At 71.1% G+C, this 26,798-nt stretch carries 21 protein-coding genes and 3 tRNA genes; 6 read left to right on the top strand and 18 right to left on the bottom strand.

Features of this window, described 5'->3' with window-relative positions:
- The first annotated feature begins 44 nt into the window (after positions 1–44).
- The gene (locus ACGFU7_RS10175; protein WP_393694149.1) at positions 45–899 is read left to right on the top strand and encodes an endonuclease/exonuclease/phosphatase family protein; all 855 of its coding nucleotides are present in this window, start codon (positions 45–47) and stop codon (positions 897–899) included.
- 4 nt (positions 900–903) lie between these two features.
- On the opposite strand, the gene ACGFU7_RS10170 is transcribed toward ACGFU7_RS10175, so the two are convergent.
- The 8 genes from ACGFU7_RS10170 to ACGFU7_RS10135 form a co-directional block, all read right to left on the bottom strand.
- Positions 904–3,090 carry an ArnT family glycosyltransferase gene (locus ACGFU7_RS10170; RefSeq protein WP_393694147.1) on the bottom strand — a complete coding sequence of 729 codons (2,187 nt, stop codon included), beginning with the start codon at positions 3,088–3,090 and terminating at the stop codon, positions 904–906.
- Complete coding sequence (locus tag ACGFU7_RS10165; protein ID WP_393694145.1) at positions 3,087–4,400, bottom strand: glycosyltransferase; 1,314 nt, start codon at positions 4,398–4,400, stop codon at positions 3,087–3,089. Before ACGFU7_RS10165 ends, ACGFU7_RS10170 begins: the two co-directional genes overlap by 4 nt.
- A gap of 26 nt (positions 4,401–4,426) precedes the next feature.
- Entirely contained in the window at positions 4,427–5,974 is a 1,548-nt protein-coding gene (locus tag ACGFU7_RS10160; protein WP_393694143.1) for an ATP-binding protein, read from the bottom strand.
- Positions 5,975–5,990: 16 nt separating this feature from the next.
- Entirely contained in the window at positions 5,991–6,728 is a 738-nt protein-coding gene (locus ACGFU7_RS10155) for a response regulator transcription factor (protein WP_393694141.1), read from the bottom strand.
- A gap of 110 nt (positions 6,729–6,838) precedes the next feature.
- On the bottom strand, positions 6,839–7,726 hold the full coding sequence (locus ACGFU7_RS10150; protein ID WP_393694139.1) for an amidohydrolase family protein: 888 nt from the start codon (positions 7,724–7,726) through the stop codon (positions 6,839–6,841).
- Positions 7,727–7,760: 34 nt separating this feature from the next.
- Positions 7,761–8,642, bottom strand: a complete 882-nt coding sequence (locus ACGFU7_RS10145; protein WP_393694137.1) for a DUF2797 domain-containing protein — start codon at positions 8,640–8,642, stop codon at positions 7,761–7,763.
- A 79-nt stretch (positions 8,643–8,721) separates the two neighbouring features.
- Positions 8,722–8,794, bottom strand: a tRNA-Arg gene (locus ACGFU7_RS10140).
- 226 nt (positions 8,795–9,020) lie between these two features.
- Positions 9,021–9,111: transfer RNA gene (locus ACGFU7_RS10135), tRNA-Ser, on the bottom strand.
- A 218-nt stretch (positions 9,112–9,329) separates the two neighbouring features.
- Between ACGFU7_RS10135 and ACGFU7_RS10130 the strand changes: the two genes are divergently transcribed.
- On the top strand, positions 9,330–9,782 hold the full coding sequence (locus ACGFU7_RS10130) for an SSI family serine proteinase inhibitor (protein ID WP_393694135.1): 453 nt from the start codon (positions 9,330–9,332) through the stop codon (positions 9,780–9,782).
- Positions 9,783–10,009: 227 nt separating this feature from the next.
- On the top strand, positions 10,010–14,068 hold the full coding sequence (locus ACGFU7_RS10125; protein WP_393694133.1) for a PAS domain-containing protein: 4,059 nt from the start codon (positions 10,010–10,012) through the stop codon (positions 14,066–14,068).
- Between the two features lie 85 nt (positions 14,069–14,153).
- On the opposite strand, the gene ACGFU7_RS10120 is transcribed toward ACGFU7_RS10125, so the two are convergent.
- The 8 genes from ACGFU7_RS10120 to ACGFU7_RS10085 form a co-directional block, all read right to left on the bottom strand.
- A complete protein-coding gene (locus tag ACGFU7_RS10120) occupies positions 14,154–15,803 on the bottom strand; it encodes a long-chain fatty acid--CoA ligase (protein ID WP_393694131.1) in 1,650 nt (549 codons plus the stop codon).
- Between the two features lie 144 nt (positions 15,804–15,947).
- A complete protein-coding gene (locus tag ACGFU7_RS10115; protein ID WP_393694129.1) occupies positions 15,948–16,571 on the bottom strand; it encodes a SigE family RNA polymerase sigma factor in 624 nt (207 codons plus the stop codon).
- A 187-nt stretch (positions 16,572–16,758) separates the two neighbouring features.
- On the bottom strand, positions 16,759–17,925 hold the full coding sequence (locus tag ACGFU7_RS10110) for a lipid-transfer protein (RefSeq protein ID WP_393694127.1): 1,167 nt from the start codon (positions 17,923–17,925) through the stop codon (positions 16,759–16,761).
- The gene (locus ACGFU7_RS10105) at positions 17,922–18,317 is read right to left on the bottom strand and encodes a MaoC family dehydratase (protein ID WP_393694125.1); all 396 of its coding nucleotides are present in this window, start codon (positions 18,315–18,317) and stop codon (positions 17,922–17,924) included. The genes ACGFU7_RS10110 and ACGFU7_RS10105 overlap by 4 nt, the downstream gene beginning before the upstream one ends.
- Entirely contained in the window at positions 18,314–19,378 is a 1,065-nt protein-coding gene (locus tag ACGFU7_RS10100; protein WP_393694123.1) for an acyl-CoA dehydrogenase family protein, read from the bottom strand. The genes ACGFU7_RS10105 and ACGFU7_RS10100 overlap by 4 nt, the downstream gene beginning before the upstream one ends.
- A gap of 1 nt (position 19,379) precedes the next feature.
- A complete protein-coding gene (locus ACGFU7_RS10095; RefSeq protein WP_393694121.1) occupies positions 19,380–20,330 on the bottom strand; it encodes a bifunctional MaoC family dehydratase N-terminal/OB-fold nucleic acid binding domain-containing protein in 951 nt (316 codons plus the stop codon).
- Positions 20,327–21,502: an acyl-CoA dehydrogenase family protein gene (locus ACGFU7_RS10090; RefSeq protein ID WP_393694119.1), complete on the bottom strand. Its 1,176-nt coding sequence runs from the start codon at positions 21,500–21,502 to the stop codon at positions 20,327–20,329. Before ACGFU7_RS10090 ends, ACGFU7_RS10095 begins: the two co-directional genes overlap by 4 nt.
- 204 nt (positions 21,503–21,706) lie before the next feature.
- Positions 21,707–22,018: a hypothetical protein gene (locus ACGFU7_RS10085; RefSeq protein ID WP_393694117.1), complete on the bottom strand. Its 312-nt coding sequence runs from the start codon at positions 22,016–22,018 to the stop codon at positions 21,707–21,709.
- A gap of 327 nt (positions 22,019–22,345) precedes the next feature.
- Between ACGFU7_RS10085 and ACGFU7_RS10080 the strand changes: the two genes are divergently transcribed.
- Entirely contained in the window at positions 22,346–23,206 is an 861-nt protein-coding gene (locus tag ACGFU7_RS10080; RefSeq protein ID WP_393694114.1) for a bifunctional DNA primase/polymerase, read from the top strand.
- Between the two features lie 111 nt (positions 23,207–23,317).
- Here the strand turns inward: ACGFU7_RS10080 and ACGFU7_RS10075 are convergent.
- Together ACGFU7_RS10075 and ACGFU7_RS10070 are read right to left on the bottom strand one after the other, a co-directional pair.
- Positions 23,318–23,404, bottom strand: a tRNA-Ser gene (locus ACGFU7_RS10075).
- A gap of 50 nt (positions 23,405–23,454) precedes the next feature.
- The gene (locus ACGFU7_RS10070) at positions 23,455–24,963 is read right to left on the bottom strand and encodes a S1C family serine protease (RefSeq protein ID WP_393694112.1); all 1,509 of its coding nucleotides are present in this window, start codon (positions 24,961–24,963) and stop codon (positions 23,455–23,457) included.
- Positions 24,964–25,250: 287 nt separating this feature from the next.
- Here ACGFU7_RS10070 and ACGFU7_RS10065 point away from each other — a divergent pair, with 287 nt between their 5' ends.
- Positions 25,251–26,060, top strand: a complete 810-nt coding sequence (locus ACGFU7_RS10065) for a glycerophosphodiester phosphodiesterase (RefSeq protein WP_393694110.1) — start codon at positions 25,251–25,253, stop codon at positions 26,058–26,060.
- A 53-nt stretch (positions 26,061–26,113) separates the two neighbouring features.
- Complete coding sequence (locus tag ACGFU7_RS10060; protein ID WP_393694108.1) at positions 26,114–26,728, top strand: ATP-binding protein; 615 nt, start codon at positions 26,114–26,116, stop codon at positions 26,726–26,728.
- Positions 26,729–26,798 lie beyond the last annotated feature (70 nt).

The raw sequence follows: 26,798 nt of genomic DNA, 5'->3' as shown, positions 1-26,798 counted from the left end.
CGCGATACCGTGCTCGCCGCTGATCCGACAAGGACTGGAGTGGTATGTCACTGCGTCGTACGGTGGAAGTGCTCATCACAGCGGGCCTGTTGGGCACCGCCCTCGCGCCGCCCGCATCGGCCGCCGGGCAGGGGCATACGGTGCCGCTGCGCGTGGCCACGTACAACATCCATGCGGGCGCCGGCATGGACAACGTCTTCGATCTCGACCGGCAGGCAGCCGAGATCCGCTCACTGGACGCCGATGTGATCGGGCTCCAGGAGGTCGACGTCCACTGGGGTACCCGCAGCGAGTGGCGTGATCTGGCGGCCGAGCTGGCCGAGCGGCTGCACATGCAGGTCTCGTTCGCCCCGATCTACAGCCTCGATCCGGAGACTCCCGGTGCGCCCCGGCGCGAGTTCGGGGTCGCGGTGCTGTCCAGGTACCGGATCGTGAGCGCCGGGAACCACGAGATCACCCGGCTCTCCACCCAGGACCCGAACCCGGTTCCGGCCCCCGCGCCCGGCTTCGGCGAGGTGGTCCTGCGGGTGAAGGGGCTGCCCGTGCATGTGTATGTGACGCATCTCGACTACCGCGCCGACCCGTCCGTGCGGACCGCCCAGGTCGCCGACACCCGCCGGGTCATGGCCGAGGACGAGGCACCGGGGCGGCAGAAGGTGCGGCAGATCCTGCTCGGCGACTTCAACGCGGCACCGGCCGCTCCCGAACTCGCCCCGCTGTGGAAGGAGCTGACGGACATCGAGCCCGGCGGGCCGACATACCCGGCGCAGGATCCGGTGCAGCGGATCGATTACGTGGCGGTGTCGAAGGATTCCGTACGGGTACGCGACGCGGCGGTGGCCGAGACGCTTGCCTCGGACCACCGCCCGGTTGTCGCTGATCTGCTGCTGCGGCGCTGAGCCTTTACTCGCTGCTCTTCGGCCGGGTCAGGTCGTAGAAGGTGGCGCTGCCGGCCGTGACCTCCTTGAAGTTCTTCTCCACCCAGGAGGAGATCTGTGACGAGGTGCCGCTGTTGCCGCCGCCTCCGCCCATTCCGCCCGTTCCGCTCGCGATGAAGTAGTGGATCCTGCCGTCCTCGACGTACTTCTTGAACTGGGAGAGCGTCGGGGACGGGTCACTGCCGTTGAAGCCGCCGATCGCCATCACCGGGTCGCCGGTGGCGAGTTGGTAACTCGCGGCGTTCTGCGAACCGATGGCTGCGGCGGCCCAGGTGTAGTCGCCGGCGTTCTTCTCCAGGAGCTTCTCGGCCGTGGCGCTGACGGACGAGCCGTTGAGGAGACCGCCCATGCCGCCGCCTCCTGGGGCGCCGCCTTCGCCCATGCCGCCGGGTGCGGTGCCGGTGCCGGGTGCGGTGCCGGTGCCGGGCATGGTTCCCGGCTGCCGGCCGTTCTGCTGATTGCCGCCCTGGCCGCCCGTCGGAGGCTGACCCATGCCGCCGCCCTGCTGGTTGCCCTGGCCGGGAGGCCGCATTCCACCGCGCATGCCACCGCCACCGCCGGGGCCGCCCCGGCCGCCACCGGGACCGCCCATGGAGCTGGCGCCGGACGGGCCGGCCGTGACGATCGAGCCCTGATGCCCGGTGTTCAGCGTGCTGAGGGTGTACGCCGTCGGACCCGCCAGCGACGCAACGAAGCTCACCACCACCGCTGCGAGCGCCAGTCGACGTCCGAGACGCGCGGCGAGCAGCAGGCCCGCCGCGCCCGCCGGACCGCCGATGAGAACGGCCCAGCGCAGCCACGGCAGATAGTCCGGGGTCCGCCCCAGCAGGACGTACGACCAGAACGCGGTCACCGCGACCGTGACGCCGAGCGCCCCGCCGGCCCACCACCGGGCCCGTTCCTCCCACAGGACCGTGGCACCCATACCGACGAGCGCCGCGAGGTACGGCGCCAGGGCGACCGTGTAGTACTGGTGGAAGATGCCGGCCATGAAGCTGAAGACGACCGCCGTCATCAGCAGCGAGCCGCCCCAGGCGAGGAACGCCGCACGGGCGGTGTCGGTCCGCTTGGCCTTCCACGTCAGCCAGACGCCCGCGACGAGCAGGATCAGCGCGGCGGGCAGCAGCCAGGAGATCTGGCCGCCGATCTCGGAGTTGAACATCCGGCCGATGCCGGTCTCCCCCCACTGACCGCCGGACTGGCCACCGCCGCCGCCCCCGCCGCCTCCGACACTGCCGGTCTCGTCGCCGTTGATCCGGCCGAGGCCGTTGTAGCCGAAGGTCAGCTCCAGGAAGGAGTTGTTCTGCGAGCCGCCGATGTACGGACGCGACGAGGCGGGCCACAGCTCGACGATCGCCACCCACCAGCCGCCCGCGACGACCATCGCGAGCGCCGAGAGGCCGAGTTGGCCGAGCCGCTTGCGTACGGAGACCGGCGCGAACACCGCGTACAGCACGGCCAGCGGCGGCAGGATCAGGAACGCCTGCAGGGTCTTGGACAGGAACGCGAAACCGACCGCGACGCCCGCCCACACCAGCCACTTGGTCCGGCCGTTCTCCATCGCACGCAGCACGCAGTAGACGGTGACGGTCATCAGCAACGCCAGCAGCGCGTCCGGGTTGTTGAAGCGGAACATCAGCGCGGTGACGGGCGTGAGCGCGAACGCCGCCATCGCGATCAGTCCGGCGACGGCGTTGAAGCGGCGGCGTACGGCCGCGTACAGCACCCCGGCCGTGGCCACCCCCATCAGCACCTGCGGGGCCAGGACCGCCCACGAACCGAGGCCGAAGATCCGCACGGACAGGGCCATCGGCCAGAGCGTGGCCGGGGGCTTGTCGACCGTGATCGCGTTGGCCGCGTCCAGCGAGCCGAAGAAGAATGCCTTCCAGCTCTGGCTGCCCGCCTGGACGGCCGCGGAGTAGAAGGAGTTGGCGTACCCGGAGGCGCTGAGGTTCCACAGGTACGCGAGCGCGATGACCAGCAGCATGGCCAGGAAGGCGGGCCGCGCCCAGCGCGGGTCCTCGGGCCTGCCCCGCCACACACGGTGCGCCAGGGGCTTGTTCGGGCGCGCGTGGCCGGCCCCGGCGGCCGGTGGCGGGGGCGTCGGCGCATCCGGCGGGGCCGGAAGGTGGTCGGGATGCAGCGTGGTCATCGGACGTTCCCCAGTTCGTGGTGAGTGTCATCGGCGCGCCCGGCCGAGGCGGGAGCCGCAGCGGCCCGCTCAGGGAAGACCCAGGCGCGGAAGAGCAGGAACCGCAGCACCGTCGCCGCGAGGTTGGCCGCGATCAGTACGGCGAGTTCCGTGCCGTGCGACGGCGATCCGGACGCCGCTCCCAGTGCGGCCAGCGAGCCGCTGGTCAGCGCGAGACCGATGGCGAAGACGACCAGGCCCTGCGCCTGCTGGCGTACGGCTCCGCCCCGGCCGCGTACTCCGAAGGTGAGCCTCCGGTTGGCTGCCGTATTGGCGACGGCCGACACCAGCAGCGCGCCGCCGTTGGCGATCTGCGGGCCGACGCCCAGCCGGAAGAGCGAGTACAGAGCGAGATAGAACAGCGTGGAGAGCGTGCCGACGACACAGAACCCGACGAGCTGCCGGGCCAGGCCGCGCGGCACCCCGCTCAGAGCGCGGTCGCGCGGATCGTCCCCGAAGGGCCGGGCCAGCCGGTCCAGCGGCAGTGCGCCGACCACCAGCGCCCGCCCCACCCGCCACACGCCTTTCAGGTCCTCGGTCGCGGTCCGCACGATGTGGACGGTGGAGTCGGGATCGTCGACCCAGTCGACCGGCACCTCGTGGATACGCAGCCCGGCGCGCTCGGCGAGCACCAGCATCTCGGTGTCGAAGAACCACCCCGTGTCCTCGACCATCGGCAGCAGCCGCTGCGCGACCTCACGCCGGATGGCCTTGAACCCGCACTGCGCATCGCTGAACCGGGCGGCCAGCGACGAGCGGAGAATGAGGTTGTAGGCGCGCGAGATGAACTCCCGCTTCGATCCGCGCACCACCCGCGAGCTGCGCGCCAGCCGCGAGCCGATCGCCAGGTCCGAGTGGCCCGAGATCAGCGGTGCGACCAGCGGCAGCAGCGCGTTGAGGTCGGTGGAGAGATCGACGTCCATGTACGCCAGGACCGGGGCGTCCGAGTGCGACCAGACGGTGCGCAGCGCCCGCCCACGGCCCTTCTCCTCCAGCCGGTACGAACGCACCCGGGGCAGCGCCGCCGCGAGCCGGGCCGCGACCTGCGGTGTCCGGTCGGTGCTCGCGTTGTCCGCGACGGTGATCCGGAAGGCGTACGGGAAGGTGCGCGCCAGATGGTCGTGCAGGCGCAGCACACACGGTTCGAGGTCCTTCTCCTCGTTGTAGACGGGGATCACCACATCGAGTACGGGTGCACCTGCCGCATCGACCGCTCCGGCGAGGAGGTGGTCCCGGGCCGGCAGGGTGCTCCAAGGAGTGTCGGTTCGCATGCCATCGACACTCGCCAACCCCGCTGTCACGCCGATGTGCTGAGCCTGTCCCCCTGCTGTGAGTGCGGCAGGACCGGAGGCACCGCGGGCAGATGGACCGCGAACACCGTGCGTCCCGGGACCGAGGACACCGCCACCCGGCCGCCGTGCGCGGCGACGACGGCCTGCACGATGGCGAGCCCGAGCCCGGTGGAACCCGCGTGGCGGGAGCGCGAGGCATCACCGCGCGCGAACCGTTCGAAGACATGCGGCAGCAGCTCCGGCGGAATGCCGGGCCCGTCGTCCTGGACCTCCAGGGTCACCCAGGGGTGTCCGGCCGTGGCACGCACCCGCACGGTGACAGTGGTGCCGGGCGGGGTGTGCGTACGGGCGTTCGCCAGCAGATTGACCAGCACCTGATGGAGCCGGGTCGGATCGCCGTACACGGTCGCGGGCTCGTCCGGCAGTTCGAGGCGCCAGTGGTGATCCCCCTGCCCGGCGGCGCGGGCATCGCTCACCGCGTCGACGACGACCGGGGAGAGATCGGTGCTCTCGTGGCTGAGCGGGCGCCCGGCATCCAGGCGGGCGAGCAACAGCAGATCCTCCACCATGCCCGTCATCCGCTCCGCCTCGGACTCGATGCGCCCCAGGGCGTGCCGGGTGTCGGGGCCGGTCTCCTCGCGGCCGCGCCGGGTCAGTTCGGCGTATCCACGGATCGAGGCGAGCGGGGTGCGCAGCTCATGGCTGGCGTCCGCGACGAACTGACGTACCCGCGTCTCGCTCTCCTGTCGCACCTCCAACGCCGAACCGACATGGCCCAGCATCCGGTTGAGCGCCGCACCCACCTGCCCGACCTCGGTCCGCGGATCGGCCTCGGCCTCCGGAACCCGCTCCAGGGGGGCCACCTCACCGCTGTGCAGCGGGAGCTCGGATACCCGGGTCGCGGTGGCGGCGACACGGCGCAGCGGCCGCAGCGCGACACCGACCATGGCGGCGCCCGCGATACCGGCCGCGATCAGACCGGCGCCGGTGACACAGACCTCGACGAGGATCAGGGTGGTGAGGGCGGAGCGCACCTCGGCGGCGGGGATGCCGACGAGGATCGTCGTCCGGTGCGGGCCCGCGACGGCCTCCACCCGGTTGGATCCGAGCCCGGGCAGGTCGATGTTTCGCGACCCGCCGCCGACAGGGGTGTCCGCCGCCTCCAGGGCGCTCTGCTGGGCGCCGGTCATCGGCTGCCCGCTGTCCTCGGTCCCCGGCGTGGTGGAGCTCTCCGGGACCACCCTCGACTCGGTGACCGAACCGTCCACCAGAACGGCCCCGAAGGCACCGACGGGCAGGCCGCGCGCGTCGACGAAGGCCAGCGGGTCGTCGCTCTGCGGCGCACCGCCGGGCATCGGTCCCGCGCCGACACCGGGCGGCTTCGAGGCCCGCATGGCGATGGAGTGCAGCTGGTCGTCGAGCTTGCCGTACATATAGCTGCGGAAGGCGATGGTGGTGACCGAGCCGATGACCGCGGCGACCACGGCGATCAGCGTCACCGCCGAGACCACGAGCCTGGTCCGCAGCGTCCACGGCCCCCGCCGCCGGCTCATGCGTCCACTCATGCGCCTATTCACCGGGCTTGATGAGATATCCCGCCCCGCGCCGGGTGTGGATCATCGGCGACCGTCCGGCGTCGATCTTCTTGCGCAGATACGAGATGTACAGCTCGACGACGTTCGCCTGCCCGCCGAAGTCGTAGTTCCACACCCGGTCCAGGATCTGCGCCTTGCTCAGCACCCGCCGCGGATTGCGCATCAGGAAGCGCAGCAGCTCGAACTCGGTCGCCGTGAGGTGGATGGACGTTTCGCCCCGGCTCACCTCGTGGCTGTCCTCGTCGAGCATCAGATCGCCGACGACGAGCGTCGACTCGCTGCGTACGGCCGCCGTACCGGACCGCCGGATCAGTCCGCGCAGCCGCGCCACGACCTCCTCCAGGCTGAACGGCTTGGTGACGTAGTCGTCGCCGCCCGCCGTCAGCCCGGCGATCCGGTCCTCCACCGCGTCGCGCGCGGTCAGGAACAGCACGGGGACCTCGGAGAGCTCCCGCCGCAGTCTGCCGAGTACGGCGAACCCGTCCGTGTCCGGCAGCATCACATCGAGGATCACCGCGTCGGGCCGGAAGTCGCGCGCCATCCGTACGGCACCGGCGCCGTCCCCGGCGCTGCGGACCTCCCAGCCCTCGTAACGCAGGGCCATGGAGAGCAGCTCGGCGAGCGGAGCCTCGTCGTCCACCACCAGCACGCGGACGGGGCTGCGGTCCGCCCTCAGCAGTTCGGTACGCCCCTGGGGCGAGGTCGTCGTCATGCCTCAACCCTGTGAGGCTCCTCTGAGAGGGCTCTTTCCCGACTCTGTGAATTCCCTGAGAAAACCCGGGAGAAGCGGCCCTTCATGAACCGTCGGTCCAGCCGGTCCGGTCAGTCCAGCCGGTCCACGGCGAACAACGCGCTCGCGTTCCCGTGACAGACCGCGCGCAGCCAGTCGTCCCCCAGCTCCAGCCGTTCCAGCGCATGCAGCTGATGCGCGTACGGATACGGGATGTTCGGGAAGTCCGTCCCCAGCAGAATCCGGTCCCCGAGCGCCGCGAGCCGCCCGCGCTCGGCCACCGGGAACGGGGTGAAGTCCTCCGTGAAGTCCGTGAACGCCATCGTCGTATCGAGCCGCACTTGCGGGTACGTCTCCGCGAGCGCCAGGAACTCCGCGTACTCCGGCATCCCCATGTGCGCCACGATCAGCCGCAGCCGCGGATGCCGGGCCAGCAGCCGGCCCACCGGTTCGGGGCCCGTGTACTTGCCGGGCGCCGGTCCGGAGCCGCAGTGCATCACCACCGGAATCCCAGCCTCCGCGAGCAGCCCCCACACCGGCTCCAGCAGCGGGTCGTTGGCGTCGTACGCGCCGACCTGAAGGTGCGACTTGAAGACCCGCGCCCCCGCCTCCACAGCCTCGCGCACGTACCGCTCCACGCCCTCCTCCGGGAAGAACGTCGCGGTGTGCAGACACTCCGGCACCCGGCGCGCGAAGTCGGCCGCCCAGCTGTTCAGCCAGGCCGCCATCCGGGCCTTGTGCGGGTAGAGCATCGAGGTGAACCGGAGAACGCCGAACGAGCGCAGCAGCGCAAGGCGTTCGTCCTCGTCGTGCCGGTACTCGATCGGCCACTCCATCCCGGTCAGCGGCCCCGCGGAGTCGAAGTACGCCCAGACCTTGCGGAGCACCCGCTCCGGCATGAAGTGCGTATGGACATCGATGATCCCGGGCAGCCCCAGCCGTTCCCACAACCGCACGACGTCGTCGGCGTCACCACTCATTGCGCACCCCTCTCACCGTCCGGCCCCGACGATCTCAGAACAGGCCGCCCTGCACGCCACCGCCCCCGATGCCGGCCACCGGCACACCCACCCCGGCCTGCGCGTCGGCGCCCGCCAGCTCCCACCCGGTCATCAGCCGGGTATCCAGCACGACGACCCCGTCCGTCACCGTCTCCAGATGCAGATCGGGCCCGGCCGCCGCCACCAGCCGCCCCGCGACCACGCCCCCGTCCACCAACTCGGTGACCGCCCACGCCACCTCGACCGCGCCGTCAAGACCGAACACCCCGGCATGATCGACCGCCTCGAACGGCAACCGCTCCAGCGACTCCGGCCACCCGGCCCCCTCCAGCGCCGCAGCCCTCCCGTAGAGCTCCGCCACCTCGGCACGCCGCTCCGCCACCCCCGGCAGCACCGCGCGCACGGCCCGTTTCCTGGCGTACGGAATCCGGTCCGGCACCCCGAGCACCGACCGCAGCAGTTCCTCGGTCCGCCGCGCAGCCATCAACGGCCCCCGCCCCAGCCAGCTGAACACCACGGCCCCCTGCTCCCGCAGCCGCGCCGCCTCCCGCTCCTCGGCGGTGATCCCGACCTTCACCATCCCCGGCCCGAACCAGGCGAGATACACGCGGTACGTCCGAGGGTCATCGGCAATCGTGTCGGCGGCCACCGAGTGCGCCCGGTCCAGCCGCGCACACTCAGGACACCGCGCCCCCGTGCTCCGCCCCGACACCACGGCCCCCACCGGACACACATTCCCGCGCGCCCCGATGCAGCATCGCTCCCCCACGGCCCGGAACCCGAGCTCCGTCCCGTAGGCCGGCACACTCACCCGTACGGCCCCGCCCCGCCGCCACCCCAGCACGGGCAGCCCCTGCGCGTCCGGCCAACGCAGCCCGGTGCACTGCCACCCCATGCGCGAACTCCCGGATTCCGATTCAGGTGGAGGGAATAGCAAGAGGCCCCCGGATGAATCCGGGGGCCTCTTGGCACTGTGCACTCGGCAGGATTCGAACCTGCAACCTTCTGATCCGTAGTCAGATGCTCTATCCGTTAAGCTACGAGTGCTTGGCGTTCCGGGCTTTTCTGCCTGGTCGGCGTTGCGGGAACAACATTACATGACCTGCGCCGTAGCGCGAAATCCTTTAGCCACACCACCCCTGACCTGCGAAAACACCCTGTTTGGCGGTGCTGTGGGGCGCGCCGTCGGGCCTACGTGCCGACAGCGCCGGACTGCCCGGGTCCGGATACGACCGAAGCCCCGTGCCGGTGGCACGGGGCTTCGGTGATGAAGCGGAGGCGGAGGGATTTGAACCCTCGATGGGCTTTAAGACCCAAACCGCATTAGCAGTGCGGCGCCATAGACCGGACTAGGCGACGCCTCCAGCACACCTCGCGCGAGCGCGAGTGGTGCGTGCAGATGATGACACAGCTGAGCACTGCGTCACCAATCGCTGCCTACGGTACTAGGCAGTCGGGCACGAGGGCAAAGCGCCTGCGGTTGCGCAACGCCGTGGCGTGCGGAGCGTTAGTGATGTGGGAGGTGCCGTTCTCCCGTCTCTCCCGTCCCTCCCGTCGAAGTGCACGAGCACAGGAGCCCGCAATGTTGCGTCGCCTCGCCCTCACCGCCGTCGCGTCTCTCGCCGCGCTGTCCGCCGCCGCGCCGGCCGCGACCGCGGCCACCAGCCCCCTTCCCCTGCCGCTGCCCCTGCTGCGCGCCGACGACGCCCGTACCCGGCTGACGGTGACGGTCTCGGGAACGGGGGATCCCGCGGCCGAGGGCGTCTTCGAGCTGGAGTGCGGACCGACGCGCGGCAGCCACCCGGCGGCACAGCAGGCCTGCGACCGGCTGGAGGAGCTGGCGGGCGAGGGCGCGGACCCGTTCGCTCCGGTGCCCAGGGACGCGATGTGCACCCAGCAGTTCGGGGGTCCGGCCACCGCCCGGGTCACCGGGACCTGGCGAGGAAGGAGCATCGACACGGCCTTCGACCGGACCAACGGCTGCGCGATCTCGCGCTGGAACGGTCTGCGGCCGGTGCTCCCCAACGTCCGCTGAGCAGGGGGCCACATCCCTGTCCAGATCCCTGTCCGGGGCATATCGAACGACACGTGATGGGCTGGAGTCGTACACCGTATGCACAGAACCTTGGTGAGAGCTCCCCCTCATCTGCCGCCCCACGCCCCTCGCCTGCCTTTAGACTCCTTCCGTGACAGCCTGCGGCCCGAGGGGCAAGATGGGGCCCGCTGTCGGCAAGGTGCGGTAATCAGGGAGGAAGCGTCGTCGTGAGCAGCAGGCCATCCCGAGGCACTGCTCGCCTCGCAGCCATACTCGATGCACTCCCTGACGGGCTGCTGCTCGTCAATTGCAACGGCACGGTCGTCAACGCCAACACCATCGCGCTGGAAATGTTCGAGACGCCGGGCACCGCGCTCGTCGGGCGCGGGCTCCTCGATCTGCTGCCGGAGTTCGACTCCAAGCTGATTCCGGGGTCGATGCGCCGGCCCGAGGCCGCCGACGACCGCGGCCGTACGAAGCCGACGCGGATGACCGCACGGCGGACCGACGGCAACGAGTACCCGGTCGAGGTCACCAGCGCCAGCCTGGAGGACGGGCAGGCCGCGTACAACGACTTCCAGAGCACTTACAGCGGCAGCTACACGGGTGACGAGCTGCTGATGCTCGTCGTACGGGATCTGTCGGGCACCGTCGACACCGAGGCCGAACTGGCCCGTTCGCAGCGGCAGACCGAGATGATCCTGCGGGCCGCGGCCGAGGGCGTCGTCGGCACGGACACGGACGGCCGGGTCGTCCTGGTCAACCCCGCCGCCGCACAGATCCTCGGCTTCCGCGCCAGCGACCTGGGCGGCCAGGAGCTGCATCCGCTGATCCTGCACTCGCGGGCGGAGGGCGAGCCGTTCCCGTACGAGGACTCGCCGCTCGCCGACACGCTCAAGTCCGGGCGCAAGCATCGGGTGCGCGGTCAGGTCCTGTGGTCCAAGAGCGGTGCGCAGGTGCCGGTCGACCTGACCACCGCGCCGGTCCGGGACGGGGACCAGCTGGTCGGTGCGGTCATGACGTTCACCGACCGCAGGCCGTACGAGGAGCTCAGCGAGCAGCACAGGGCCGAGGTCGCCGAACTGACCGCAGGCCACACCGCGGAGGTCACCGGACTGACGGAACGGCACAGCACGGAGCTGGCCGACCGGGCCGAGCGGTACACGGCCGAACTGGAAACGCAGGCCGAACAGCTGGCGGCGCTGACCGCCCGGCACGCCCAGCTCACCGCCGTACTCGGCGAGTCGCTGCGCGGGCCCCTGGAGGAGCTGCGCGGCGAACTCTCCACGCTCGCCGCCGACCCGGCCGGCCAGCTGTGGCCGGAGGCCAACCAGATCCTGCACCACCTGGCCGCGGGCTACGCCCGGATGACGACGCTCGTCGACAATGTGCTCGGCTACCAGCGCCTGGACGCCGGTTCGGAGGAGCTGTCCAAGGCGAACGTGCTGCTCGACTCGGTCGTGACGGCCGGTATCGACGCGGCCGTGGAACTGATCGGTCCCGGGCGCGCCCAGTTCGCGGTGCACGCGCCGCCGATCGAGGCCGAGGTGGACGCGGCCCGGCTGGTGACCGCGCTCGCTCATCTGGTCGCGGATGTCGCCGGGGTCGACTCGACCGGCAAGGCGCGCGTGGTGCCGGGCGGTGGCTACATCGACTCGACGGTCGTCGTCGCGGCGGCGCAGCGCGGTGAGGTCGTACGGATCGAGGTGCGCGGACCGTTCGCCGGGGGAGACCCGGTGCACGAGCCGATCGTGCGCGGGATCGTACAGGCGCACGGCGGCGTGCTCCAGACGCACGAGATGCCGGGGATGAGCGGCAGCGCGTATGTGCTCGAAGTGCCGTTGGGTGCGGGCTCGGGAACGGTGATGCCACCGGCCCCCGAACCGGAGCCCGGACAGGAGCCGGAGCCGGAGCCGATGGCCGGTCAGAGCGCGACGGGCGGCGGCCGGCGGCGGGCGCGACGGGCGTCCACGGATGCGTTCCTGGAGAGCCCTGTGGGCGGTTCCGGGGCGGGGGCCGGGGACGGCGACACCGCGGCAGCCGAGCCGACGGGTCGGCGACGGGCGCGGCGTGAGCCCGCGGCGCAGAGCTCGCAGGAGACGCAGGGCGTGCAGAGCGCGCACAGCCCGCACGAGATCGTTCCGGCCCAGCAGAGCGAGGGGTCGGGGCGCAGGCGTGGGCGGCCGAGTCCGGCCGAGACCGGTGATCGGCATTCACTTCCCGCTCAGCTGTCCCAGTTGCCCGAGCAGGGGCAGGGGCAGGGGCGGCAGAGGCCTGGGCCCGGGACTGCTGTCGAGCAGCAGGGGCCCGGGCAGGCGTTGGCGTTGCCCGCTGCCTCGGCACCGTCCGAGGGGGCGGTGGTGACGGCGGCCGAGGGCGCTCAGGGTGGCAGTGGCCGTCCGCAGCGCGGGCAGACCGTGCCGCCGCAGGGCGTTCCCGCCGAGGCACCGATGCCGGTGCCCGCGGGTGGACAGCGGACGCGCCAGGGCGGCGAGAACCAGCTGGCCCTGCCGGCTTCCCCCTCCGCTTCCGCTGCCGAGGGCCTCTCGCAGGCCGGTGACAGGCCGGCGGCGCCTCAGCCGACCGGGCGGCGGGCGCGGCGGACGTTGTCGGCCGCGCAGGAGCGTTCCGCTCAGGCCGAGCCGACCGGGCCCCGTACCGCGTTCGCACTCCCGCCCGCGGAGGCCGACCGGACCCCGTCCACGGACCCCGACGCGGATGCCTCGCTGCCCGGACGCCACGACGCCGTACGCATCGCGCCGGGCGACGACCAGACACCGCCCCAGGCGCACCCCGCAGCGACCGGGCGGCGCCGGGCCCGTCACACCGACGCTCCCCAGCAGGCCGGTCCGGCCGGTCAGCCCGCGGAGCAGCAGCCCGTGCAGTCCGGCGGCTGGGCGGAGAACGGCACCTCGGGGCAGGGCCTGGCCGCGCTGACCGCCCCCGGCGAGCAGGCCGACGACCGGGTCGGCAGCCACCCCGGCGATCAGGACGTCGATCAGGACGTCGATCGGTCCGGCAGCCGGTCCGGCGGCGATCCGGAATGGCCCGCAGCCGGACACACCACGCACACCACCGGCACCACAGCCGTCGCAGGCACCGCCGACGACACCGGCATCGCGGAGAGCCGTCCGCGGAGCATCGCGCCCGTAGCGGACGCGCGCAGGCAGCCGCTGCCCGCGGAGGCTCCGATGCCCGGCGGCTCGTCGGACTCGACGCAGGGACGCGCGTTCAGCGTGCGGACGCTCGGGCAGGGTGTGCCGTTCGCCCAGCACATCGCGCACCAGCAGAACCAGACGCTCGGCGGTGCCGGACGGCGCCGTAAGCTCGCCGCCCCGCCGGAGGGTGAGCGCACCCCGCAGTCCGCACCGTCCCAGCCCGGCGCCGCGCAGGGCCAGGGCCCGGGTTCGGGGCAGCTGCTCTCCGCTCCGGAGGCCGAAGGACGCGCGTACGCCATAGGGGCACCCGACGAGGGCGCCGAGGGGCCGGAGCCGCTGGACGGTCCGGGTGGCGCGGTCGAGGTCTCCAACCGTCCGTCGCCGCAGCCGGTCGACGACGAGCTGCCCCCGGAGCCGCTGGACAACCCGCGTCGGCTGCTCGTCTGGCCCGCACCCGATGTCTCCACCCAGCAGGCGCTGAGCGACCGCGGCTACCGACCGGTGGTCGTGCACTCGCGCGAGGAGGTCGACGCCCAGATCGCGGCGTTCCCCGCCGCGCTCTTCGTCGACCCGCTCACCGGCCCCATCACCCGCAAGGCGCTGCAGTCGCTGCGTCAGGCGGCGGTGGCGGCCGAGGTCCCGGTGCTGGTGACGGCCGGTCTGGGGCAGGCCTCGCGGGATGCCGCGTACGGTGCCGACCCGGCCGTGCTCCTCAAGGCGCTCGCCCCGCGCGACAGCGAACAGCATCCGTCGCGGGTGCTGTTGATCGAGGAGCACGAGGAGATCGCGCTGGCGCTGACGGAGACGCTGGAGCGCCGCGGCATGCAGGTCGCGCGGGCCTCCACCGACAACGAGGCGGTGGCGCTCGCCACCCGGATGCGGCCCAACCTGGTGGTGATGGACCTGATGCAGGTACGCCGCCGCCGGGCCGGGATCGTCGACTGGCTGCGCGCCAACGGCCAGTTGAACCGGACCCCGCTGGTCGTCTACACCTCCGCCGACATGACCGGGTCCGAGCTGCCGAAGCTCAGCTCGGGCGAGACCGTCCTCTTCCTGGCCGAGCGCTCCACCAGCGACGAGGTGCAGTCGCGCATCGTCGACCTGCTCGCGAAGATCGGCACGAACTGAGACCGGTCTGCGCGTGGGTGGCCGCAGATGACGACGAGGGCGGTACGGGAGATCCCGTACCGCCCTCGTCCTGCTCCACGGCCGGTCAGAGCCGGGTGATGTCCAGCTCGCCCTGGGCGTACTGCTTGCGGATCACCTTCTTGTCGAACTTGCCGACGCTCGTCTTCGGCACCGCCGGAATGATCGTCCAGCGCTCCGGCAGTTGCCACTTGGCGATGCCGGACTCGGCGAGGAAGTTCTTCAGCACCTCGTACTCGGTGGTGGCACCGTCCTTGAGGACGACGGTCGCGAGCGGGCGCTCGCCCCACTTCTCGTCCGGGACGGCGACGACCGCCGCCTCGGCCACGTCCGGGTGCGCCATGAGGACGTTCTCCAACGTAACGCTCGAAATCCATTCGCCGCCGGACTTGATGACGTCCTTGGCCCGGTCGGTGAGGGTGAGGAAGCCGTCGTCGCTGATCACGCCGACGTCACCGGTCTTCAGCCAGCCGTCCTCGCTGAACTTGTCCTCGGGGCGCAGGGCCTCGCCGTCCGCGCCCCCGTAGTAGGCACCGGCGATCCAGGGGCCGCGCACCTCCAGCTCACCGGCCGACTCGTTGTCCCACGGCAGGTGCTCGCCGCCGGGGCCGACCAGGCGCGCCTCGACGCCGGCCGGGAAGCGGCCCTGGGTGACGCGGTAGGGCCACTCCTGCTCCTCGGTCAGCCCGGCGGGCGGGTTAGCCATGGTGCCGAGCGGCGAGGTCTCCGTCATGCCCCAGGCGTGGCAGAGGCGGACGCCGAGCTTGTCGTACGCCTCCATGAGGGAAGGCGGACAGGCGGCGCCGCCGATGGTGACGCGGGCCATGGAGGTGAGGTCGCGCGGGTTGGCGGCGACCTCGGCGAGCAGTCCCTGCCAGATGGTGGGGACGGCGGCGGCATGGGTCGGCTTCTCGCGCTCGATCATGTCGGCGAGCGGGGCGGGCTGCAGGAACCGGTCCGGCATGAGCATGTTGACGCCGGACATGAACGTGGCGTGCGGCAGACCCCATGCGTTCACATGGAACTGGGGGACGACCACCAGCGTGGTGTCCTTGTCGGTCAGGCCCATCGACTCGGACATGTTGACCTGCATGGAGTGCAGGTAGACGGAGCGGTGGGAGTAGACGACGCCCTTGGGGTCACCGGTGGTGCCGGAGGTGTAGCACATGGCGGCGGCCTGGCGTTCGTCGAGCTCGGGCCAGTCGTAGCCGGTCGGGCGGCCGGCGATCAGCTCCTCGTACTCGTGCACCCTCGGCGCCGCGCCGTCGAGGACGGAACGGTCGCCCGGCCCCGTGACGATCACATGCTCGATCGACGTCAGATGGGGGAGGAGCGGCGCGAGCAGCGGCAGCAGGGAGCCGTTGACGATGACGACCTTGTCGTCGGCGTGCTTGACGATCCAGATCAGCTGCTCGGCGGGGAGCCGGAGGTTGAGCGTGTGGAGGACCGCGCCCATCGAAGGGATCGCGAGATACGCCTCGACGTGCTCGGCGTTGTTCCACATGAGGGTGCTCACCCGCTGGTCACCGTCGACACCGAGCTCGTCGCGCAGCGCGTTCGCGAGCTGCGTGGCCCGCCGGCCGATCTCGGCAAAGCTCCGTCGCTGCGGCTCGGGCTCGCCGGTCCAGGTCGTGACCTGGGACTTCCCGTGGATCGTCATCCCATGGGTCAGGATGCGGGTGACAGTCAGCGGTACGTCCTGCATCGTGCTCAGCACGGCGTCCTCCCGGTGGGCGCTACGCGGCAGTAGGGTTCCGCTGATTCTGCGCACATACCAGGCGGTATGTCACTAGTCCCGGGAGTACGAATCGGTGCCGTTCGGCAAAATCAGGCGCCCGGGATGCTGCCGCCACCCGGGGTTTCACCGCACCGGAGCCAGCTCCGGGTCCTCCCTGAGCTTGCCGAGCGCCCGCGACACCGCGCTCTTCACGGTGCCGACCGACACCCCGAGCACCTCGGCCGTCTGGGCCTCGCTCAGATCCTCGTAGTACCGCAGGACCACCATCGCCCGCTGCCGGTCCGGAAGCTTCAGCACCGCACGCCACATCGCATCGCGCAGCGACTGGTGCTCGGCCGGGTCGGGGGCCCCTGATGCCTCCTGCTCCGGCAGTTCGTCGCAGGCGAACTCGTCGACCTTGCGCTTGCGCCACTGCGAGGTCCGGGTGTTCAGCAGTGCCCGGCGGACATAGCCGTCCAGCGCCCGGTGGTCCTCGATCCGTTCCCAGGCGACATACGTCTTGGTGAGCGCGGTCTGCAGCAGATCCTCGGCATCGCTCGGGTTCGCGGTGAGCGAGCGCGCGGCACGCAGCAGTACGGGCCCCCGTGCCCGTACGAACGAGGAGAACGACGGATACGGAGCGTACGAAGCCCGCGAGGCGTACGGAGTGCGCGCGGCATACGGAGTGCGCGCGGCGTACGAGCCGTGCGGGACGTGTCCGGTGATGGCAGCTCCCCCGGAGGTGCCCGTGCAGACTGGCGTGGTCATGGCTCCACGCTAGAAGCGGGCGCCGCCCCGGGGATCGGCCCCAGGTCCCGAAACCGCGTCCGCCTCAGGGTGTAGGGGTGGGGCCTGTTCCACCTCCTGTAGGTGGAGTCGCCGTCATCAGGGATCAGGGTCGCCCCCGATGCCCTCAGTCGTCCGAGCCCAGCCGCCCGCACTCAGTCGTCCGCACTCAGTCGTCCGAGCCCAGGATCAGTCCCGAGGTGGGTACGCCGGTGCCTGCCGTGACGAGGGCCCTGGCCGCCCCGGACAGCTGGTTCACCGACGAGCCCCGGATCTGCCGGACCGCCTCCGCGATGCCGTTCATCCCGTGCAGATACGCCTCCCCCAGCTGGCCGCCGTGCGTGTTCAGGGGCAGCGCGTCGGCCGCGACGAATCCGGCGGCCTCGCCCGGTGCGCAGAAGCCGAACTCCTCCAACTGCATCAGGACGAACGGTGTGAAGTGGTCGTAGAGGATGCCCACATCGATGTCGGAGGGGGAGAGGCCGGAGTTCCGCCAGAGCTGCCGGGCGACCACCCCCATCTCCGGCAGGCCCGTCAGATCGTCGCGGTAGAAACTGGTCATCTGCTCCTGGCCCCGCCCGGCCCCCTGGGCGGCGGCGACGATCACGGCGGGCGGCTGCGGCAGATCCCGGGCCCGCTCCGCGCTGGTGACGACGATCGCCTGGCCGCCGTCGGTCTCCTGACAGCAGTCGAGCAGCCGCAGGGGTTCGACGATCCATCGCGACGCGGCATGGTCGGCCAGGGTGATCGGCTTCCCGTAGAAGTACGCCGCGGGGTTCCGGGCGGCATGGCGCCGGTCGGTGACCGCGACATGGCCGAAGACGTCCGGCGTCAGCCCGTAGGTGTGCAGATAGCGCTGGGCGGCCATGGCGACCCAGGAGGCCGGCGTGAGCAGCCCGAAGGGGAGGTTCCAGCCGAGCGCCGTGCCCTCCGCGGTGGGCTCCCGCTGCTGCACCCCGGAGCCGAACCTGCGCCCGGAACGCTCGTTGAACGCGCGGTAGCAGACCACGACGTCGGCCACCCCGCTCGCCACGGCCAGGGCCGCCTGCTGGACGGTGGCGCAGGCCGCCCCGCCTCCGTAGTGGATGCGGGAGAAGAACGACAGCTCACCGATACCGGCCGCCTGGGCGACGGTGATCTCGGGGCTGGTGTCCATGGTGAAGGTGACCAGGCCGTCGACATCGGCGGGCGTCAGCCCGGCGTCGTCGAGGGCGGCCCGCACCGCCTCGACGGCCAGTTTGAGTTCGCTGCGCCCGGAGTCCTTGGAGAACTCGGTCGCGCCGATCCCCACGACCGCCGCCCTGCCGCCGAGCGAGTCGGCCCTGCGCACGCTCATGCCGCCCCCTCCGCAACGCTGACGGTCACCGTGCCGGTGACGTGCCTGCCGAGACCGTTGGCTCCGACGACCGACACCTCGGCCGTCCCGTCGTCCCCGAGGGCGGTGACCGTGCCGCTCAGGACCATGGTGTCCCCGGGATAGTTGGGCGCGCCCAGCCTGATGGCGACCTTGCGGAGCACGGCCGACGGGCCGAAGCGGTCGGTGACGTACCTGCCGACCAGGCCGTTGGTCGTCAGGATGTTCATGAAGATGTCCGGGGAGCCCTTCTCCCGGGCGAGTTCCGCGTCATGGTGCACGTCCTGGTAGTCGCGGGAGGCGATGGCGCCCGCCACGATCAGAGTGCGGGTCACCGCGATCTCCAGCGGCGCCAGCTCCTCACCGACCTTCACTCCGGTACCTCCTTCACCAGCGACTGGCCGAGCTCCTGCAGTACTTCGCTGCCGCATCCCAGATAGGCGTCGAGCTGACGGCCCCAGAGGAAGTGGCGGTGTACGGGATGGTCGAGGTCCGCGCCCGTTCCGCCGTGCAGATGCTGTCCGGCGTGCACCACCCGCTTTCCGGCCTCCGACGCCCACCAGGCGGCGGTCAGCGCCTGTGGCCCGCACGGCAGCCCCGTGTCGTACCGCCAGGCCGCCTCGTACGCGGTGACCCGTATCGCCTCGGTGTCCATATGGGCGTCGGCGGCGCGCAACAGCACCGCCTGTTTGGTGGAGAGCGGGCGCCCGAACTGCTCCCGGGTGTTCGTGTGGGCGACGGCCCGGGCCAGCGAACCGGCGCACACCCCGGCCTGCAGCCCGGCGAACGCGGTCCGGCTCGCGGCCAGCACCGCCTCGTACGCCCCGACGCCCCCGAGCCGCTCCCCGGACTCCCCGTCACCCCCGAGCCGCTCCCCGGTCACGCGGTCCAGGACAAGCCGCGCCGCAGACCACGGCGCCGTGGTCTGCACCGGCTCCGTCGCGACACCCGGATCAGCGGTCCGTACGAACCACAGCCCCCGGTCCGAGTCCGCGACGAGGACGAGGTCCGCGTCCCGCAGCCACGGCACGTACGGCACGCTGCCGCTCAGCCGCCCCTCGCCGTCCGCCCGTATCCCACCGCGTGCCGGGAACGCCCCGGTGGCGACAGCCGTGCCGTCCCGCAGCGGAGGCAGCAGTCGCTCTTGCTGCTCGTCCGTGCCGTGCCCGGCGACGGCGAGCAGCCCATACACACAGCTCGCCGCGAACGGCACCTGCGCCGTCGTCCGGCCCTGCTCCTCAAGCAGGAGCACCAGGCCCAGCAGCCCGATCTCCTCGACGGCTGCGGTCAGTCCGGCCGCGCAGAGCTCCTTCCACAGCTCGGCGTCCGTCCCCGTGCCGGCCCCGGCCAGGCGCTCGTGCGTCGACAGATCCCCGAAGATCCGCGCCGCCAGCCCCTGCGCCGCGGCCTGCTCCTCGGTGGGTGCGAAGTCCATGTCAGCCCTCGCCTCCCCGGAAGACCGGAAGCTCCAACTCCGGGTCCGTACGGAGGAATTCCAGCCGCACCGGCATTCCCGTCCGCACCTTGTCGTACGGCACGCCGACCACATTGCCGACCATCCGCACGCCCTCCGCCAGCTCTATCAGCGCCACCGCGTACGGCTCGCCCTCCCCGGAGGTGCTGAAGGCGGGGAAGGGCGGGTGATGCATCACCACGTAACTGAAGACGGTGCCTTCGCCGCCCGCCTCGACCGTGTCCCACTCCTGGCAGCCGCACGCGTTGCAGCCGGGCAGCCAGGGGAAGCGCAGCGTCGCGCACGCGCCGCACCGCTGGATCAGCAGTTTGTGCTCGGCGACGCCCTGCCAGAACCCGGCGTTGTCCCGGTTGATCACCGGCCTCGGACGCAGACTCCGGCCGCCGCGTGGCGACGCGCGCTTCGCCGCTGCCGGTGTGTACTTGAGGATCCGGAAGCGGTGCGTCCCGGCGGGCTCCCCCTCCGCGCGGACGTCCATCCGCGTCGTCACGAAGTAGCCCGTCCCCAGCTTGGTCGTCTTGCGCTCCGAGACCGACTCGATCACCGCGTCGAACGTGATCCGGTCGCCGGGCCGCAGCGGGCGCAGATACTCCTGCTCGCAGTCGGTCGCGACCACCGAGGTGTACCCCGCGCCGTCGAGCAGGCCGAACAGCTCCTCGTACGCCTGGGAGCGGTCGGTGTGTCCCGACAGGCCGCCCATCGTCCACGCCTGCAGCATCGTCGGCGGAGCGATCGCCTCCGGCCCCGTGTAGGCGGGGTTGGTGTCCCCCATCGCCTCGCACCAGTGCCTGATCATCGGCTCGTTGACGAGGTCCTTTCCGACACCCGCGGTCGCGGCGGCCCGCCCCTCGAACTCCTTGAGCCGCCCGTACAACTCGTCGCGCTCTTCGCGCTCCTCCCGCGCGCCCGTCACCGCTTGCCCCTCTTCATGCCGAGCCGCATGGTCGCGACGATCTCCCGCTGCACCTCGCTCACTCCGCCCCCAAAGGTGTTGATCTGCGCCGCCCTGTTCATCCGCTCCAGCTCCCCGTCGCCGAAGGAGCCGGGCGAACCGGCCCGGATCATCCCGGCCTCGCCCGTGATTTCCTGGCAGATCCGATACACCTCGACGGCGCTCTCGGTTCCCACGAACTTCACGCCGCTCGCCTCGCCCGGGGCCAGCGAACCCGCGCCGACATCCCCCACCAGCCGCCAGTTGAGCAGGCGCGTCGCCGCCAGCCGGGCGTACGCCTCGGCCAGTCGGGTCCGCACCCATGGCTCGTCCACCGGACGCCGGCCGGTCACCGGGTCGGGGGTGCGAGCGAAGGTGAGTGCCGCCTCGTAGAAGTCCTCGGCCTGCATTCCGATGGCGGCGAGAGCCACCCGTTCATGGTTCAGCTGGTTGGTGATCAGCCCCCAGCCGCCGTTCTCCGCACCGACCAGTCGGGTGGCGGGCACCCGTATCGCGTCGTAGTAGGTGGACGTCGTGGTCAGCCCGCCCACGGTCTCGATCGGCGTCCAGGCGAACCCCGGGGCGTCCGTCGGGACCAGAATGATCGAGATGCCCTCATGCTTGGGCGCATCCGGGTCCGTGCGGCAGGCGAGCCAGATCCAGTCGGCGTTCTGCGCATTGCTGGTGAAGATCTTCTGTCCGTCGATCACCCAGGAGTCGCCGTCCCGCACGGCCCTGGTGCGCAGCGCGGCGAGGTCCGTACCGGCCTCCGGCTCGCTGTAGCCGATGGCGAAGACGAGGTCGCCGCTGAGGATCCTGGGCAGGAAGTACGCCTTCTGCTCCTCGGTCCCGTATTTCATCAGCGTCGGCCCGACGGTATTGAGGGTGACCATCGAGACGGGCGCCCCTGCCCGGTAGGCCTCGTCGAAGAAGACGAACTGCTCGTCGGGGCCGCGGCCCTGGCCGCCGTACTGGACGGGCCAGCCGAGTCCGAGCATCCCGTCCGCGCCGATCCGGCGCAGCAGCCGTCGCTGCTCGGCCGGGTCCTCGACCCCGGGCCCCGTCCTTGAGTCCCTCGCGGGCATCACCTTGCGAAAGTACGTACGGAGTTCGGCGCGCAGCTGTTGCTGACGCTCCGTCTGGGCGAGGTGCACGGCGGCTGCCTCCCGGACACGGGCGTACGGATCAGGGTTTCTGACTGTCCGTCAGATATGTGCCGCTGTCAAGGTCGGAGACGCCCGAGGCGGCCACCGGACAACGCGAAGCGGCCTGCGCAAGGACACCGAAGCGCCCTTGCACAGACCGCTGTTCAACCAGCCGTGGCCCGACCCCCCGACCGGCCCATGACCGGCCCCGGCTCACCAGAGATTGGTGAAGTTCACCGCGACGTTCTCGTTGTGCTGGTGGATCGCGGTGAACGCCGAACGGTTCACCTGCGCGGAGTTGCTCTGGTTCGAGGCTCCGGATCCGACGGCCTGCTGCTGTGAAGTGGACGAATTACCGGAGTTGTTGCCACCGACGCCGCTGCCGACGACCGTCGCGACGGCCGCGTTCGATCCGTCGTTCGCGAACGAGCCGTTGTCGGCCTGGGCCACGCCGCTGAAGAGCACGGCGGCGAGGGGCAGAGCTGCAACAGCGGCGAGGGCACGAGCGGTACGGATGCTTGCCATGTCAATTCCTCCAGAAACCGGAAGTACGGCTTGTCCCGAGGCAGTTGGCCGACCGCCCCGGCGTTGGTCACGACGTCGCGAGACCAAAGTTGCCCACCGATTTCCCGGCGAACCACCCATGCGATCCGATTCCCCCGCAAGCATGAGGAACACCCGATAAACACTCTCGCACCCTCGAAGCCCCAGCTCGCACCCCTCCTACGCCCCCTGCCGCCGCCTCCGGGCCGCCCGATCCCGTACACCCCAAGAGAAGAAGCGTTCCGGCACCCAACCCACAGACTCCTCACCCCTCTTCCCTTCTTCGAACATTCGTACGAAAATAAACTCATGGCCATCACCGACCGGCAGACCGCCACCCTGGCCCTCGCGCACGCACTCTCCGCCGCCGAGCGCGGGCTCCCCGTCATCCCGCTCTCCGCCGGCAAGCTCCCCGCCCTGCCCTCTCCGCACCGGAACGAAGACCGGCCGGTCATCTGCCGGGGCGCCTGCGGCCTTCCCGGACACGGCGTCCACGACGCCACCACCGACCCCGCCGCCGTACGCGCCCTCTTCGCCGCCGCCCCCTGGGCCACCGGCTACGGCATCGCCTGCGGCCGGCCCCCGCACCACCTCATCGGCATCGACCTGGACATCGACACCACCGGTCGCAACGACTCCGCCGTCTCCCTCCAACAGCTGGCCCTGCACCACCTGTTCACGATCCCGCCGACCGTCGCGGTCCTCACCCCCAGCGGCGGCCGCCACATCTGGCTGACCGGCCCGCCCGGCGTTCCCGTACCGAACTCCGCGAGCCGCCTCGCCCCCGGCATCGACATCCGCGGCGCCGGCGGCTACCTGGTGGGCCCCGGCTCGGTCACCGCCCGTGGCACCTACCGGCTCGCCCCGGGGACGGCCCACCTCCCGCCGGCCCGCTGCCCCCGCGCACTCCTCTGCCTGCTCACACCTCCCGCACGCCCTCACCACCCCACGCCCCGGCCCGACCAGGGCCGGGGACTGGTCCGGTTCGTCCTCGCGGCACACGAGGGCCAGCGCAACACACGGCTCTTCTGGGCAGCCTGCCGCGCCTACGAACACGGCTTCGGCGACGCCCTGGCGGACGCCCTCACCCACGCCGCCGTCCGCACCGGCCTCACCGAACGCGAGGCCCGCGCCACCATCGCCTCGGCGGCCCGCCTCACCACGGGCTGACGGATCAAGGACCCTCGATCGAAACGGTCTCGCGAATCGCATGGAAAAACGGAGAAGGGGCGCCCGGAAGCTCCGGACACCCCTTCTCAACCGGCCTCATCGGCCGAGGTGCGGTGGGTGTGGGATTTGAACCCACGGTGACATCGCTGCCACGACGGTTTTCAAGACCGTTCCCTTAGGCCGCTCGGGCAACCCACCCCGCGTCATCGGTCCATGGACCGAGGTCGACGCGAGGACAGCCTAGCCGGTCAGCTGTCGCCCTTACGCTCCCCCAGGGTGACTTCGGCCGTTGCCGTCTTGCCGTCGCGCTTGTAGGTCAGTGTCACCCGATCGCCGGGCTTGTGGGTCCAGATCTCGCCGATCAGGGTCGGACCGCTGTCGATCACGGTGTCGTTGAACTTCGTGATGACATCGCCCGCCTTGAGGCCTGCCTCGGCAGCGGGGCCGCCCTTCGCCACGGCTGCCGTACCGCCCGCACCCTGGTCGGAGATGACAGCACCGCCGGTCCGTTCGTCCATCGTGACCGTGGCGCCGATCACCGGGTAGACCGGCTGGCCGGTCTTGATCAGCTGCTGGGCGACGTTCGCCGCCTGGTTGATCGGGATGGCGAAACCGAGGCCGATGGAGCCCGCCTGGGTCTGACCGACACTGCTGCCGGTCGACTGGATGGCCGAGTTGATGCCGATGACCGCGCCGCGCGCATCGAGCAGCGGGCCGCCGGAGTTGCCCGGGTTGATCGAGGCGTCGGTCTGCAGGGCGCTCATGTACGAGTTGCTGCCGCCGGAACCGTCGCCGGAGGCGACCGGGCGGTTCTTGGCACTGATGATGCCCGTGGTCACCGTGTTGGACAGACCGAACGGGGCGCCGATGGCGATCGTCGAATCACCGACCGCGACCTGGTCCGAGTTGCCGAGGGTCAGCGGGGCGAGCCCCGACGGCGGGTTCTTCAGCTTCAGCACGGCGACGTCGTAACCCTGCGCCCGGCCGACCACCTCGGCGTCGTACTTCTTGCCGTTGGAGAACGTCGCCGTGAGCTGGCCGCTGTCCGCCGCAGATGCCACCACGTGGTTGTTCGTGAGGATGTGGCCTTCCTTGTCGTACACGAAGCCGGTGCCCGTACCGCCCTCGCCGTCACCGCCCTGCGCATCGATGGTGACCACGCTCGGCAGCGCCTTGGCCGCCACACCCGCGACCGTGCCGGGATCGCGCTTGAGGTCCTGCGGGTTGGCCGACGCCGCGACTGTGGTCGAGCCGTTGGAGCTGTCGTTCCGGTCGGCCGCCCAGTAGCCGAGGGCGCCGCCGACACCGCCCGCGATCAGCGCCGCCGCTGCCACCGCGGCCACCAGGCCGCCCACGCCCCGCTTGCGCGGGCCTTCGGGGGAGTGGAGCTGGGCCGGGGCGCCCCAGACCGGACCTGCGCCGCCGCCGTCCGCGCCGTGGTGCGCGTACGCGGGGACGGCGGGAGGGGGCGGAGGCCAGTTGGCTTCGGCGGCCGACTGGAGACCGGGGGGAGGCGTACCCGGCACGGAAGCCATGGGGGTGGTCGCGGTGGCCGGTTCCTCCGTCGGAGGGAACGGCTGCTGAGCTTGGGCCGACTGCTGCGCGGCCGCCGCGTCCGGCGCCTGCGGGTACGCCGGGGCGGGCGTGGACGCGGGCGTGCTCTCAGGTGACCCCTGAGGAGCATCGGCCGGCACTGGAGGTGCGGACGGAACGGCCTCGGCCGCAGTGCCCTCGTTGCCCTCGTTCTCTGTGCTCACAGCTCTTTACTCCTCGGTTCCACATCATGTTCGGCAAGAGATCCGCTGTGTACGTGTCCCGGGACAGCTTTTCCCAAGGCACGTCAGGCCACTGTAAGCAGGACCTGTGCATCCGCACACCAATCTTTATATCCGGCAAAACGGACTCCCGGCACGAGGCGCCCGCAGCCGCGGCGCAAGGTGCGGACAACCGTGACGCAAGGTACGGACAACCGCGGCGCAAGCTGTACACGGCATTCGCTTCTCGGTGACACCATGACGCAGTGACCCACGCACGGCAGCAATCCATGCACCGACCCATCCAGGTCATTGCCCACCGGGGCGCGTCCGACGACGCTCCCGAGCACACCCTGGCCGCATACCGGAAGGCGATCGAGGACGGCGCCGACGCGCTGGAGTGCGATGTGCGGCTCACTGCCGACGGCCACCTCGTCTGCGTACACGACCGCCGGGTGAACCGCACCTCCAACGGCCGCGGCGCCGTCTCCGCGCTGGAGCTCTCCGAGCTCGCGGCCCTCGATTTCGGCTCCTGGAAGGACCGCGAGGAGTCGGAGTCCCCGGACTGGGATCCGGTGCCGGGCGAGCTCACCTCCGTACTCACGCTGGAGCGACTGCTCGAACTGGTCACCGAGACACGAGCCGCCGGGCGCCCCCTCCAGCTGGCCATCGAGACCAAGCACCCCACCCGCTGGGCGGGCCAGGTCGAGGAGCGGCTGCTGCATCTCCTGAAGCGCTTCGAACTCGACGTCCCGCCGGCCGACGGCCCCTCACCTGTACGGATCATGAGCTTCTCGGCACGCTCCCTGCACCGCATCCAAGCCGCGTCCCCCACTCTGCCCACCGTCTATCTGATGCAGTTCGTCTCGCCGCGCCTGCGTGACGGGCGGCTGCCGGCCGGGGCGCGGATCGCCGGTCCGGGGATGCGGATCGTACGCAGTCACCCCGGCTACATCGAGCGCCTGCACCGTGCGGGCCATCGCGCGCACGTCTGGACGGTCAACGAACCGGAGGACGTCGAACTCTGCATCGATCTCGGCGTCGAGGCCATCATCACGAACCGCCCGAAACAGGTTCTGTCACAACTGGGACGCTCTTAACATCAGTTACACGGAGTACACCGGCGCATTCGAACCGTATTCGATCGTTACGAGTGCGTCACTGGCAAGCGATTGGCCGGTTTCCGGTCCAGTCCAGGAGGGCATCCACTCCGTGGCGTGGGGCAAAGGAGGTCTCGGGGGTGGCGTTGGTGGTGGCACAGGAAGTGCCCACGTCGTCGAGCATGGCCGTACCCCATGGCCCTGCGGGCGTGGGTCAGGCGCGGCACCGGATGCGCGAGCAACTGCGCAGCTACGGGGTGCCGGATTCGGTCGTCGACGATGCTGTATTGATCCTTTCCGAACTACTCAGCAATGCCTGTCGGCACGGCAGGCCGCTGGGGCGACACACAGATGTGGGTGACGGCGACATCCGCGCAGCATGGCGCGTGGACAGAACAGGCGGACTGACCGTCGAAGTGACGGACGGAGGCGGTCCGACCCGACCGATTCCGGCCACACCGTCGGTGACGGCGCGCGGCGGCCGCGGGCTCAACATCATCAGCGCACTCGCCGAGAAGTGGGGTGTACGCGACAGCTCGTCCGGCGAGGTCACCGTCTGGGTCCTCGTCAGCGAGGGGCACGGGCGGGTGTCCGGAGCACAGGGTGTCCCGGGCGTGTCAGGGCTCGAAGGGCTGGGCTTCGCAGACGCCTTCGACGACGTGGGCTGACGTTCCCGCACGGGTGCGGATGTCTGCGGCGGCGGCACGAGCGCCCGTGCCGGCACACGTATCGATGGAC

The sequence above is a fragment of the Streptomyces sp. NPDC048473 genome, from assembly GCF_043200155.1.
Classification (GTDB): domain Bacteria; phylum Actinomycetota; class Actinomycetes; order Streptomycetales; family Streptomycetaceae; genus Streptomyces.
This window is presented reverse-complemented; position numbering and strand designations above follow the sequence as displayed.